The organism is Catonella sp. (genome assembly GCF_052169795.1).
In the GTDB taxonomy this organism is placed as follows: Bacteria; Bacillota; Clostridia; order Lachnospirales; family Lachnospiraceae; genus Catonella.
Window position 1 is genome coordinate 1 of the sequence record NZ_JBQNBU010000022.1, and the last position, 12,852, is coordinate 12,852.

Annotated in this window: 10 protein-coding genes and 1 pseudogene; 8 read left to right on the top strand and 3 right to left on the bottom strand. The window is 36.3% G+C overall.

Annotated elements, in window-relative coordinates:
• Positions 1 to 46: 46 nt before the first annotated feature.
• Positions 47 to 4,270, bottom strand: coding sequence for an acyl-CoA dehydratase activase-related protein (locus ACTTKP_RS04980; RefSeq protein WP_442552803.1), 4,224 nt, complete (start codon positions 4,268 to 4,270; stop codon positions 47 to 49).
• A 230-nt stretch (positions 4,271 to 4,500) separates the two neighbouring features.
• On the opposite strand from ACTTKP_RS04980, the gene ACTTKP_RS04985 reads away from it, so the two are divergent.
• From ACTTKP_RS04985 to ACTTKP_RS05020, 8 genes are all read left to right on the top strand, one after another.
• Positions 4,501 to 5,385 (top strand): rhomboid family intramembrane serine protease, encoded by an 885-nt coding sequence (locus tag ACTTKP_RS04985; RefSeq protein WP_442552804.1) that lies wholly within the window; start codon positions 4,501 to 4,503, stop codon positions 5,383 to 5,385.
• A gap of 21 nt (positions 5,386 to 5,406) precedes the next feature.
• Positions 5,407 to 6,795, top strand: coding sequence for a hypothetical protein (locus tag ACTTKP_RS04990; RefSeq protein ID WP_442552805.1), 1,389 nt, complete (start codon positions 5,407 to 5,409; stop codon positions 6,793 to 6,795).
• A 10-nt stretch (positions 6,796 to 6,805) separates the two neighbouring features.
• Positions 6,806 to 7,096, top strand: a complete 291-nt coding sequence (locus ACTTKP_RS04995) for a hypothetical protein (RefSeq protein WP_442552806.1) — start codon at positions 6,806 to 6,808, stop codon at positions 7,094 to 7,096.
• A gap of 4 nt (positions 7,097 to 7,100) precedes the next feature.
• Complete coding sequence (locus ACTTKP_RS05000) at positions 7,101 to 8,060, top strand: hypothetical protein (RefSeq protein WP_442552807.1); 960 nt, start codon at positions 7,101 to 7,103, stop codon at positions 8,058 to 8,060.
• 10 nt (positions 8,061 to 8,070) lie between these two features.
• Entirely contained in the window at positions 8,071 to 8,502 is a 432-nt protein-coding gene (locus ACTTKP_RS05005; protein WP_442552808.1) for a GerW family sporulation protein, read from the top strand.
• Positions 8,503 to 8,528: 26 nt separating this feature from the next.
• A complete protein-coding gene (locus tag ACTTKP_RS05010; RefSeq protein WP_442552809.1) occupies positions 8,529 to 10,004 on the top strand; it encodes a nicotinate phosphoribosyltransferase in 1,476 nt (491 codons plus the stop codon).
• Between the two features lie 11 nt (positions 10,005 to 10,015).
• Positions 10,016 to 10,735: a lysophospholipid acyltransferase family protein gene (locus ACTTKP_RS05015; protein ID WP_442552810.1), complete on the top strand. Its 720-nt coding sequence runs from the start codon at positions 10,016 to 10,018 to the stop codon at positions 10,733 to 10,735.
• A gap of 86 nt (positions 10,736 to 10,821) precedes the next feature.
• Positions 10,822 to 11,373 (top strand): Uma2 family endonuclease, encoded by a 552-nt coding sequence (locus ACTTKP_RS05020; protein ID WP_442552811.1) that lies wholly within the window; start codon positions 10,822 to 10,824, stop codon positions 11,371 to 11,373.
• Between the two features lie 108 nt (positions 11,374 to 11,481).
• Here the strand turns inward: ACTTKP_RS05020 and ACTTKP_RS05025 are convergent, their stop codons facing one another.
• Both ACTTKP_RS05025 and ACTTKP_RS05030 read right to left on the bottom strand, forming a co-directional pair.
• A complete protein-coding gene (locus ACTTKP_RS05025; RefSeq protein ID WP_442552812.1) occupies positions 11,482 to 12,123 on the bottom strand; it encodes an ABC-2 transporter permease in 642 nt (213 codons plus the stop codon).
• Positions 12,116 to 12,850: pseudogene (locus tag ACTTKP_RS05030) on the bottom strand (ATP-binding cassette domain-containing protein); the annotation flags it as partial. The gene ACTTKP_RS05025 and the pseudogene ACTTKP_RS05030, both read right to left, overlap by 8 nt.
• Positions 12,851 to 12,852: the final 2 nt, after the last annotated feature.

Genomic DNA, 12,852 nt, shown 5'->3' on the forward strand with positions numbered 1-12,852 from the left:
TAAAAAAGGAAGTTAGGGTTATGAACCTAACTTCCTTTTAATATTTTTAGCTTCTTAAAAGTTCATTTTCAGCAGTAGCAAGCATAAGCTTAATTCTGTTAAGCTGATTTACTTCACTAGCACCCGGATCATAGTCTACCGCTACTATATTTGTACCCGGATAGGTAAGTCTTAACTGCTTGATTACACCTTTTCCAACTACATGGTTAGGCAGGCAGCCAAACGGCTGGGTACAGATTATATTGGTTGCACCTGACTTTATAAGCTCTATCATTTCACCTGTAAGGAACCAGCCTTCACCTGTCTGATTACCGAGCGAAACAATAGGTTCGGCAAATTTTGCAAGCTCGGTTATGTAGCTTTGTTCTACAAAATGTTTACTCTTTCTTAGAGCCTTTCTGGCAGGCTTTCTGAAAAATTCTATGAGGTCAATGGCTCTATTACTTATAAAGGCATTTCTTTTGCTCTTACCAAGAGTTTCTGCTTTGAAGTTAGTATTGTATGCACTATACAGTAAAAAGTCTATAAGGTCGGGTACAACGGCTTCAGCTCCCTCATTTTCAAGGAGTTCAACTACCCCGTTATTTGCACTTGGCAGGAATTTAACAAGGATTTCTCCCACTATGCCTACCTTGGTTTTGGTAAGCCCTTCTACACGAGGAAGATTGTCAAAGTCAGCCACAATTTGTTTACAGTTCTTATTAAAGGTGAGCATATTAGCCCTTTTCAGACTTTCTATACACTTTTTCTCCCACTTCCTGTGAAGCTCATCAGCAGAGCCTTTTACAAGCTCATAAGGTCTTGTAGCATAGAGCACCCTCATAAACAAATCTCCATAAACAAGAGCCTGTAAACAGCGAAGCAGTATAGGAGGAGTAGTACTAAAGCCCGGATTTTTCTCAAGTCCCTGTACAGAAAGAGAAATAACAGGTATATGAGCCAGCCCTTCCTTCTTTAGAGCTCTGCGGATAAATCCTATGTAGTTGGATGCACGACAGCCACCGCCGGTCTGGCTTATAAAGATTGCGAGCTTATTTACATCATATTTGCCTGACTTAATAGCACTCATAATCTGTCCTACCACTATAAGTGAAGGATAGCAGGCATCATTATTTACATATTTAAGTCCTGTATCTATTACAGAATGTTCATCAGCGAGGAGTTCAATATGGTAACCGCCCCATTCAATAGCAGTTTTAAGCATTTCAAAATGAATAGGTGACATCTGAGGACAGAGGATGGTGTAATCCTTCATTTCCTTCTCAAATACAGCTCTGTCGGTAGCAGAGGAAATATCAAAGTTTGTCTGAGGGTTAGCTTCCCTATCTTTAACTGCTGAAAGTAATGAACGGATTCTAATCCTTGCAGCACCGAGGTTATTTACCTCATCTATCTTAAGTACAGTATATATCTTTCCGGCTCTTTCAAGGATGTCACTTACCTGATCCGTAGTTACCGCATCCAGACCGCAACCAAATGAGTTGAGCTGGATTAAATCAAGGGCAGGATTGGTTTTTACATAGCAGGCAGCCTTATAAAGTCTTGAATGGTACATCCACTGATCCATAACCACAAGAGGGCGTTCCACCTGACCGAGATGTGAGATAGAATCCTCTGTAAGTACAGCGACTCCGAATGAAGTGATGAGTTCAGGGATACCGTGATTAATCTCAGGATCTACGTGGTATGGTCTTCCGGCAAGGACTATTCCTTTTTTGCCTGTTTCTTTAAGGTAAGCAATAACTTCTTCTCCCTTTGCCTCTGTATCCTTTTTGGACTGGAGAAGCTCATTCCAAGCTTCTTTAGCGGCGGCCTTTATCTCGCTCTTCGGTATTCTTCCTTCAAATATTTTCACAAGTCTGTCGGTAAGTATTTTCTCGGACTCAAGTGAAAGGAAAGGATTTTCAAAAGTAATGGAAGGATCTGCAAGTTCTTCCATATTATTTTTTATATTTTCACCATAAGAGGTTACTATAGGGCAGTTATAATGGTTATTTGAGTCAGGTGTTTCGTTACGCTCGTAAATTACACAAGGGTAGAAAATGTGTTTAACACCCTTTTTAAGCAGCCACATAACGTGACCATGTGCAATCTTAGCAGGATAACATTCAGACTCGCTAGGTATTGACTCTATTCCAAGTTCATATATGCTTCTGCTTGAGCGTGGAGAGAGTACAACTCTGAATCCAAGTTTGGTAAAGAAGGTAAACCAGAGAGGATAATTCTCATACATATTAAGCACTCTTGGGATACCTATAGTTCCACGAGGAGCTTCTTTTTCAGTCAGAGACTTATAACCGAAGATTCTCTGCATCTTGTACTCAAAAAGGTTAGGAATATTGTCCTTGTTCTTCTCAAGACCAAGTCCTCTTTCACATCTGTTACCTGATATATAATTTCTTCCGCCGGTAAATGTATTTACTGTGAGCATACAGTGGTTATTACATTTCCGGCATCTTTCCATATTTGTCTCATAGCTTAAGCTTTTAATCTGCTCATAGGAAAGAGTAGTGGTCTCGTCACCCTTTCTATAATGCTTTCTTGCTATTAGGGCAGCACCAAAAGCACCCATTATACCGGCTATGTCAGGTCTTATAGCCTTTGTACCGGAAACTTTTTCAAAGCTGCGAAGTACCGCATCATTATAGAAAGTACCGCCCTGCACTACTATATTTTCACCTAAATCTTTAGGATCGGTAAGCTTTATAACTTTAAGCAGGGCATTTTTAATAACTGAATACGCAAGACCTGAGGAAATATCTGATACACTTGCACCTTCTTTCTGAGCCTGCTTAACCTTGGAGTTCATAAATACGGTACAGCGAGAACCGAGGTCGATAGGATTTTCTGCTAAAAGTGCAACTTTTGCAAAGTCTGCAACTTCATAATTAAGTGATTTTGCAAAGGTTTCTATAAATGAGCCACAGCCGGATGAACAGGCTTCGTTAAGCTGGATGCCGTCAACTGTACCGTCTTTTATTTTGATACATTTCATATCCTGACCGCCTATGTCGAGGATACAGTCTACTTTAGGATTGAAGAAGGAAGCTGCGGTATAATGTGCCACAGTTTCAACTTCACCTTCATCCAAAAGGAAGGCAGCCTTAAGCAGGGCTTCACCATAGCCTGTAGAACAGCTTCTTGCAATCTTACAGTCCTTAGGCATAAGCTCATGTATTTCATTAAATGCCTTGATAGAAGTCTTAAGAGGACTTCCGTTATTACTGCTGTAGAATGAATACAAAAGGGTTCCATCCTCTGCTACAACCGCTACCTTGGTAGTTGTAGAGCCTGCATCTATACCTAAGAAACATTTTCCATGGTAATCTGCAAGATTTCCCTTTTTTACTTCAGCTTTCTTATGTTCAGCCTTAAATGCTTCATAATCTTCTTCGCTGTTAAAAAGCGGCTCAAGCCTCGCTACTTCAAAATCCATATTTACCTTATTATGAAGCGTATTATGGAGGTTGGCTAGGGTTGTAGTCTTTTCATATTTTGAACTCATAGCAGAGCCCATAGCCGCAAAAAGATGTGAGCCCTCAGGGGCGACTATATTTTCAGGTCCAAGCTCCAAGGTTCTTACAAAAGCAGCCTGAAGTTCGGTAAGAAAGTGCAGAGGTCCTCCAAGAAAGGCTACATTTCCCCTGATTGGTTTACCACAGGCAAGACCGCTTATGGTTTGATTTACAACTGCCTGAAAGATAGAAGCCGCAAGGTCGGGCTTGGTAGCACCGTCATTTATAAGCGGCTGTATATCGGATTTTGCAAATACACCGCAGCGGGCAGCTATAGGGTAAATAGACTGATAACTTTTTGCATACTCATTAAGACCGGAAGCATCAGTCTTTAAAAGACTTGCCATCTGGTCGATAAAGGAGCCTGTGCCACCGGCACAGATTCCGTTCATTCTCTGTTCTATACCGCCTGTAAAGTAAATGATTTTGGCATCTTCGCCACCCAGCTCAATTGCAACATCAGTATGAGGAGCAAAGGTTTTAAGAGCTGTAGCTACTGCTATAACTTCCTGCACAAAAGGAATGTCAAGATGTTTGGAGAGAGTAAGCCCGCCTGAACCTGTTATCATAGCATAAACTTCTGCATTTCCACAGACCTTTATTGCGTCGTGGAGAAGGCTTGCAAGAGTTTCCTGTATGTTGGCATAATGCCTTTGGTAATCTGAAAAAAGAACTTTCAAATCATTATCTATAAGTGCAACTTTAACTGTAGTAGAGCCTATATCTATACCTAAGCGGTACTTTGTTTCTGACATAAATTATACTCCTATTTAATAAAAATATTCAATATATTTAGCACAATTAGTTTGCATACAGGCTATTATACCACAACGAAAAAAAAAGGGTAGTAGAAAAAATTTACAAAAATGTGTTTTTTATAGAACATTTTTATATTATAAAATGCTCCTATTGTTGACAAGGGTTTGCTTAGAATTTATAATAGAAAGTATGTATATGTTTTTAACAATGATTAGGAGAGTAGTAAATGAATAATTTTCTAGACAAAATGGAAAGGAAACTGGGACGGTTTGCAATTAAAAATCTTATGCTGTATATTATCGGTATATATATAGTAGGTGCTTTGCTTTCTGTAGCAGCTCCGACATTTTATGTAGACTATCTTTCTATAAATATAGAAAAGGTTATGCGGGGTGAAGTATGGAGGTTGATTACATTTATTCTTGAGCCTTTAAGCAGTATGAGAGGTGGAACATCGATTATATTTTTCGTTATTACCCTGTATTTTTATTGGATTTTAGGTACAAATCTTGAATATGCCTGGGGGACCTTTAGATTTAATGTATATTATCTTTCCGGGATTTTGTTTAATATAATAGCAGCGGTAATTACATATGCAGTAACCGGGGATGCAAATTCCGGATTATATTTCGGTCTGAATTATATAAATGAGTCCCTGCTTTTGGCTTATTGTGCTATGTATCCTGATTATCAGGTATTGCTTATGTTTGTATTGCCTGTGAAGATGAAGTATTTGGGTATATTTTATGGTGCCTTTGTAGTGCTTCAGATAGTACAGAATGCAGCAGCAGGGAACTTTATGTTTGCAATAGCCATAGTGGTTGCCCTTCTAAACTTTATATGGTTTTTCTTTTCTACAAAGAATTATAGGCAGAAATTTAACAATAAGATACGCAGGATGAAATTTGAGGCAAGGAAAAAATCTGTCGAGCATGGTTTCAGCACAGAAAAGGGGGTTGCACGGCATAAATGTGCAATTTGTGGAAGGACTGAACTTGATAATCCGGACCTTGAATTTAGATTTTGTTCAAAATGTGAGGGCAATTATGAATATTGCAATGAACATTTATTTACACATCAGCATGTAACAAAAGGTTTTACAATTAATTAATATATAAGTGAGGAAATGAAAATGAGTAAGAGAACAAGTGTTATGTCAGATATTAGAAAAGGTAAGAATCTTGATAAAAGCCTGCCTATTTTTGCAAGGGAGCTTTCAGCAGTTTATGGAAGCTTGTCAGTATTAAATCTTTCTATGAATTATTCAAATTATTTCATAAATAGCAGGGAAAAAGAAACAGATAGAGGATTTGCAAGTATTGGAAAGCAGATTAATGATTTAATTAAATCATTATTAGATAAGGGAGAAGTGTACGCAGAGAACATAGAGGAAATTGAAAAGATAAGGGAAGAAGTAAAGGATAGGGTTGATAGTGCCACAGCTTTTTTGAGTGCATTTGAGAATTTTAACTATGTACTTTCAAGAAAACTACCTAATAAAGATTATGAAGGACAGGAAATTGATACTGATGAGGAAGCAAAAAAGATTCTTGCTTATATTTTTGAAGATGAGGATAATATAGCTATTAATTCAAAAATACAAAGGGTTATTTCAGAACTTCCTATCAGATATACAAAGGGAAAGTTTTTTGACATAATCGAAACTTCTGTAGACCGCTATACAGGGGCTGATAAAAAAGCACTTAAAGCTTTTGCCTACATGGTTAGGCAGGCAGGTATGATTTATAATTTAGATAAGATGCAGAGTTTGTATCCTGAACTTGCTGATGAACTTGAGTATTTTAAGAATTTTGAGTTTGACAAGGCTGAAAAGAAAGAACTTCTTACTGAAAGTATAAAGCTTAGTTCAACCATAGCAAGATGTTCAGATCTTACAGATGACGGTATTCTAATAATGGAAGTTGTAAATGATTTATATGCTGTTTTGCTCAATTTTAACAATATCAGCAAAGAGGCTGTAAAGCTTGAAATGGAGATGATACAATTTACTAATGAGAGCTTTGCGGATGATGATATGGGAGTTGATGAATTTGATGTGAAAATGGCTCAGATTTTTACTAAACTTGAAGGAAAGCTTGAGTCTGTTTATGAAAGCCTTATGGGATACGAAGGGCAACTTTTTGATATACAGACAAGGTTTGAAAAAGAAGTTTCTGAATTGGGATGTGGTGAGGAGTATGACTCTCTATATAAGTGTAGCATATTAAGACAGGGTAGTCTTTTTGCAGATTTAAAAGACCTTGAGGATACAGGCATTGCCTCAGAGGCTGATTTGAATAAGATTAAGGAAAGTCTTAGAACAGAATTTGATAGAATATTTGGAGAAGTAGACAGAAGTGTAAGAAGGGGAATAATGGCTCAGGTCATTGGAAGCATCCCTGTTTACTTCGAAAATAGGACAGAAGTTATGGATTACATAAGATCTTCTCTTGTTTCATGTAATAGTAGGGAAGAACTGGTGGCTACTATAAAGGCAATAACAGAAATAATTTGTGAATGATGGTGATATAATGATAATAATAGGCGAAACTCTCATAACAGAAGGACTTATGAAGTCTGATATGATAAGGGAAAAGGTTATTGCTTCCCTTAAAAAGGGGAAGTTTTCGCCTATTGGTGCATTCGGAATATTTGAACCTCAGAACCCGGATAACTTATACGAAATAATTGCATTAAATGAGTTAAGAAAAACTCCATATAGGAGATCAATTTACAGGCTGATAGCCCTGACAGGTTCAAAGTCTGAGGCAATAATGCTGGTGGCAAGACTTTGGATTAAAAAAGAGGGTCAAAAGGAGTAAAGCATTGGAGATTGTAGGTATTCTGTTGATAGGACTTAAGATAATAGGGTTGGCTCTGCTTGGTTTATTGCTTATACTGTTAGCAATAATATTATTGTTTCTGTTTATACCGTTTACCTATAAATTTAGTTTAAAATATACAGATAAGCAATTTGGTATTAAAGGAGAAATAAGCTTCCTATTTAGGTTTATATGGGCAGGGTTCAGCTATGAGAATGAACTATTCTATAGTGTTAAAACAGCCTTTTTCACTCTCGCTTCCGACGATAGGCAGATGAAAAAAACGGAAGCAGTATCTAACCAACCGGTTAAGGTTGAAGAAGGAGAGGCTGTACAGGGAGAATTAGGAAAAAAGTCTGAGATAAAAAATACCGATGAAATAAAGGCTGAGAATGATTTAAAAGAAGCGGTGGAAGTAAGGATAGAGGAAGAGAATCCTAAAGAAGAAAAGCCTAAAGAAGAAAAAAAAGAAACAAATAAGCTCAAAAAGAGAAAGACAGCCTTATTTTCCAAGATGAAACATAAAATAAAAAGAATTAAGACAAAGTGGAAGGTCTTTAAAGAAAGATTAAAAGGCATTAACTTAAAAAAAGAAGCTATAATTCACTTTTTGAATTCAGAGGGTACACTAGATGGAGCATGGTATCTTTTTACTCAAGGAAAAAGACTGATAAAGATGGTTTGCCCTAAGAGGATAAAAGGTTGGCTTAGATTCGGTACGGGAGATGTGTATACTGAGGGGCAGTATCTTTCGTATTTATGTCTAATCTATCCTTTTTTGGGAAGACAGTTTGAAATCATACCTGAATGGGATGAGGAAGTGATTGAAACAGATGTCTTTTTTTCAGGCAGAATAACTCTGTTTATAATAATTTTAGTTATTTTAAAAGTATTGTTTAGTAAGCGGGTTAAGTTATTAAGAAAAAATTTTAACAGATGTAAGATAATTTTTGAGAAAAACTAGGAGAGCAAATATGGCCAGTAATAATTTTGATGAAACAATGACAGCCTTATTTAAAGGTATGGATGGCTTTATAACAAGTAAAACTGTGGTAGGAGATGCAATAAAGTTTGAAGATGGAACTACCATACTTCCCTTGGTGGATGTTTCTTTCGGTGCAGGGGCAGGTGCTTTTGCGAGTGAATCCAAGAAGAAGGACAATGGAGTAGGGGCTATGTCAGGTAAAATAACACCAAGTTCAGTGTTGGTGATTAAAAATGGGAGTGTGCGTCTTGTAAATATTAAAAATCAAGATCTCATAACCAAACTCTTGGACATGATACCTGATTTTTCGGCGAAATTTTCTGATATGATGGGAAAGAACAAGGGTGAGCAAGAAGAGGTTGTAAAGGAAGAAAAAATTCCGGAAAATGAAGAAGAACTTGCAAAGAAATTAAATAAGTAAAATCAGCTTTAAGGGGAAAAGGAAAAATGGTAGATAATCTTACTTTGCTTACAGATTTTTATGAATTGACTATGATGCAGGGTTATTTTAAAAATAAAAAAGATCCTACAGTGGTTTTTGATATGTTTTACAGGCATAATCCCTCAGACAACGGGTTTGCAGTGGCAGCAGGGCTTGAGCAGGTAATAGAGGTTATTAAAAATTTAAATTTTAATTATGAAGATGTGGAATATCTTCGCTCGCTTAAGATGTTTAATGAGGATTTTTTGGACTATCTCTCAGGTTTTCATTTTACAGGTGATATATATGCAGTACCTGAAGGAACGGTTGTATTTCCAATGGAGCCTTTAGTTAAAGTAGTTGCTCCTATTATGCAGGCTCAATTAATTGAAACTGTAATTCTGAATCTGATAAATCATCAGAGCCTTATAGCGACCAAAGCTACTAGGGTTTGCTATGCGGCTGAGGGTGACTTTGTAATGGAATTCGGTCTTAGGAGGGCGCAAGGGCCCGATGCAGGTACACTTGGAGCAAGAGCAGCTGTAATAGGCGGTTGTGCAGGTACAAGTAATGTAATATGTGCAAAGAAGTTCGGAGTGCCTGCCCTCGGTACCCATGCCCATAGTTGGATAATGAGTTTTTCGGATGAATACACTGCATTTAAGGAATATGCAAGCCTCTATCCTGATAATGCAATTCTTTTAGTAGACACCTATGATACTCTTCGTTCGGGAGTTCCTAACGCAATAAGGGTGTTTAGGGAGATGAGGGAAGCCGGCATAAATATGGGAAGGTACGGAATAAGAATTGACAGTGGCGACCTTGCTTATATTTCAAAAAAAGCAAGAAAAATGCTTGATGAAGCCGGTTTTAGTGATGCAAGTATAGTGGCTTCATCTGACTTGGATGAAAATTTGATTTCATCGCTTAAGTTGCAGAAGGCAAGTATAGACTCGTGGGGAGTTGGCACAAAGCTGATAACAAGTGCGGATTGTCCTGCCTTTGGAGGAGTATACAAACTTGCTGCTATTCAGAACGAAGATGGTAGTTTTGAGCCTAAGATTAAGCTTTCTGAAAATACATGGAAGATAACCAATCCGGGGAATAAGACAATATTTAGGATTTATGATATGGAGGGCAAGATTAAAGGAGACCTCATAGCATTTTCTGATGAAATTATAAGCGAAGATGAAGAATACATGATGTTCGATCCTATAGAAACTTGGAAGAAAACCCGATTAATTCCGGGAGAATTTAAAGTGAGGGAGCTTCTTGTGCCAATCTTTCTTAAGGGACAGTGTGTATACAGCTCTCTCGGTGTAATGGAGATAAGGGATTATTGTGCTAAAGAACTGGATACTTTATGGGATGAAACCAGAAGACTTGTCAATCCACATGAAGTCCATGTAGATTTGACACAGAGGTTATGGGATGCAAAGAAAAAATTACTTGATGATTATAATAATGCTCTTAGAATAGATAAAAAGGTTACAGAGCTGTAGCAGGAGATAGAATGAGACTGATATTAGTAGGTATTTTGTTGACTTTATTTGGTATATTCAGCATAGTAGGTATTCCGTTACTCTTCCTTATAGGAAAGATAAATGCCGGTTTACAACAGAGAATAAGCTGCTCTATAGTAAAAATAATGTTTGGAAAGATATTATTTTTATCAGGAATAAAGAAAAAAGTCATAGGTGTGGAGAGGGTTCCAAAAGATGAACCGGTGCTTTTTATTTTTAATCACAGAGGATTTTTTGATGTGATACTTGCTTTTTATACAGTTCCTGTACTCGCAGGATTTGTCTCAAAAAAGGAAATTGCAAAAGTACCCGGGCTTAGGATATGGATGAGATTCATACGCTGTGTATTATTAGACAGGGAGAATCCTCGTGAAGGTATTAAGGCCATACTTAAGGGAATAGAAACAATTAAGTCAGGGACTTCCATGTTTATCTCACCGGAGGGTACCAGATATAGTGGAGAGGGTATGCTGGAGTTCAAACCGGGAAGTTTGAAGATGGCTGAAAAGGCAGGTTGCCCTATAGTACCGGTTGCAATTACTAATGCAAATAAGGTTTTTGAAGATCATCTGCCTTGGATTCAGTCTACGGAGATGACTATAGAGTACGGAGAACCTATCTTAATACACGAACTTTCCAAAGAGGCCAGGATGAAGCTTCTTGAAAATTGTCGAGAAAAAGTGCTTGAATTATACGAGAAAAATCTATAATAGTCAGATTAATTTTATTTTACTATTATTTGATTCTTTTTATAAATATTTAAGTGTGATATACTGGTTAAAAGGAGGGCTATGTTATGGAATTAGCGAAACCAAAGATTTATACAGAGGAAGATTATTATAGTTTACCTGAGAATTTAAGGGCTGAGCTGATAGATGGAGATTTGATTTACAATCAGGCTGCTCCGTCGAGAAAACATCAGACTATACTTGGAAAGCTTTTTGCAAGGATAAGCAATTATATTGATTCAAAGGCAGGTTCCTGCCAGGTATATCCTGCACCATTTGCTGTTAAACTCTGGGAGGACAGAAATACTATAGTAGAGCCTGATATCAGCGTTATCTGTGATGAAGATAAACTTACTGACAGAGGCTGTACAGGAGCGCCGGACTGGATTATAGAAATTGTATCACCGGGTAATCCAAGGCATGATTATGTGCTTAAGTTGAATCTTTATAATGAGGCAGGAGTAAGAGAATATTGGATAGTTGATCCTGAAAAGGAAAGTGTATGGGTGTATTATTTTGAAGAATCAGAGTTTAAAGCCGAGACTTATTCTTTTAAGGATGAAATTAAGGTTAATATTTATGATGATTTGTATGTAGATTTTAAAGAGATTGAACTGTAATAAAATCCCTTCTGATTAAAATGAATTCAGAAGGGATTATTTTGTCTTTGCACAAATAATGTGCCTCATTAAGCTTTATGGTCATCATTTCTATATTGCAATGTAACTTTATAGCTCTTTATTGCTGTATGAAATTATTGATATTTTTAATGATATTAAATATATTAGTAAAGTTGAGATTAGCAGGATAATAATTAATAAACTATCATTTAAATTTTTTAAAAAGTCAAAATTAATTTTAATTCTTAGCTTAGATATAATTGTAGGACCTAATGAAATTAGGACAATAACGGACATTACAATATATCGCCCTGCTCTGACACCAAACAAGGTAGTTAGCAATAAGTACAATGAAGCGGTGATAATGAAGACAAAAATTGAGGTAACGAAATTCATTATTGTAATGTTTCCTAATTCAGTAATAAAAAATGATTCAATAAAATATATAAAGGCAGAGTAGAAAAATACCATGATCATAAGTATATATCTTTTGATAACTTGAGTGCTTCTGCTGTATCCTATTGTGGTGATAAGGGCAGCTGCTTTGGGATATTTTTCTTCCTCTTCATCAATGCTTGAAAATAATGTCATTGCCAATAATGTGCTCATAACGGTAAGTGTAATCCCGGCCGGAATAGTCATACCACTACCTGCGAAAGTTAAAAAAGCAGGAATTAAAATAGCTACAAGCATAACAATAAGCCAGATTTTTCTTACGATAAGATAATCTTTTTTAATAAGATTAAGCATAATGTTTACCTCCTTCAATGTATGCAAGCATCAAAGCTTCAAGATTAATTCTTTCACTTATGATTTCAGGGATACTCTCTTTAAGTTCAGTTAAATGATTAGTAATTCCGGTAAATCCATATTCATTTATATTTAAGCAGATGAACAATTTTCTGTTGTTTTCAGTTAAAAATTTTTTATCCCCTTTAACAGATACAAATGAATCAAGTAAATAATCTTTATCTTCTACAAAAATAATTTTTCCATTATTTATAAATACAATAATATCAGCAAATTTATCTAAATCAGATATTATATGACTGGAATAAAATACTCCTTTGCCACCATTTTCCATGAACTCACTTAGAATATCCAATAGCTCTTTTCGTACCAGAGGGTCAAGTCCTGATGTAGGCTCATCCATTATGAGTAACTCAGCATGATGGGATAATGCAAGGGTTAATGCGAACTTCATTTTCATTCCTTTTGATAAAGTGGAGATTTTCTGATTTTCATTTAAGGAGAATCTATTCATAAAATCACTATATATTTTTTCATCCCATTTTGTATAAGCTTTTGCAACAATATTTTTCATATCTTTCATTTTAAGAGTTTCATATAAATAACCATCATCAAATACAATGCCTATTCTCTCTTTGATTTCTTTTTCATTTTTGTCTATATCTTTTCCAAGTATTTTGACTGTTCCTGAAATTTTCTTTGATAATCCAAGCATTGTTCTTATAGTTG

Bases quoted from the DNA above. Each gene is read 5' to 3' on its own strand.
- ACTTKP_RS05010 (WP_442552809.1), top strand. From the start codon at position 8,529: ATGGTAGATAATCTTACTTTGCTTACAGATTTTTATGAATTGACTATG.
- ACTTKP_RS04980 (WP_442552803.1), bottom strand. From the start codon at position 4,270: ATGTCAGAAACAAAGTACCGCTTAGGTATAGATATAGGCTCTACTACA.
- ACTTKP_RS05025 (WP_442552812.1), bottom strand. From the start codon at position 12,123: ATGCTTAATCTTATTAAAAAAGATTATCTTATCGTAAGAAAAATCTGG.
- ACTTKP_RS05020 (WP_442552811.1), top strand. From the start codon at position 10,822: ATGGAATTAGCGAAACCAAAGATTTATACAGAGGAAGATTATTATAGT.
- ACTTKP_RS05015 (WP_442552810.1), top strand. From the start codon at position 10,016: ATGAGACTGATATTAGTAGGTATTTTGTTGACTTTATTTGGTATATTC.
- ACTTKP_RS05005 (WP_442552808.1), top strand. From the start codon at position 8,071: ATGGCCAGTAATAATTTTGATGAAACAATGACAGCCTTATTTAAAGGT.
- ACTTKP_RS04990 (WP_442552805.1), top strand. From the start codon at position 5,407: ATGAGTAAGAGAACAAGTGTTATGTCAGATATTAGAAAAGGTAAGAAT.
- ACTTKP_RS04995 (WP_442552806.1), top strand. From the start codon at position 6,806: ATGATAATAATAGGCGAAACTCTCATAACAGAAGGACTTATGAAGTCT.
- ACTTKP_RS04985 (WP_442552804.1), top strand. From the start codon at position 4,501: ATGAATAATTTTCTAGACAAAATGGAAAGGAAACTGGGACGGTTTGCA.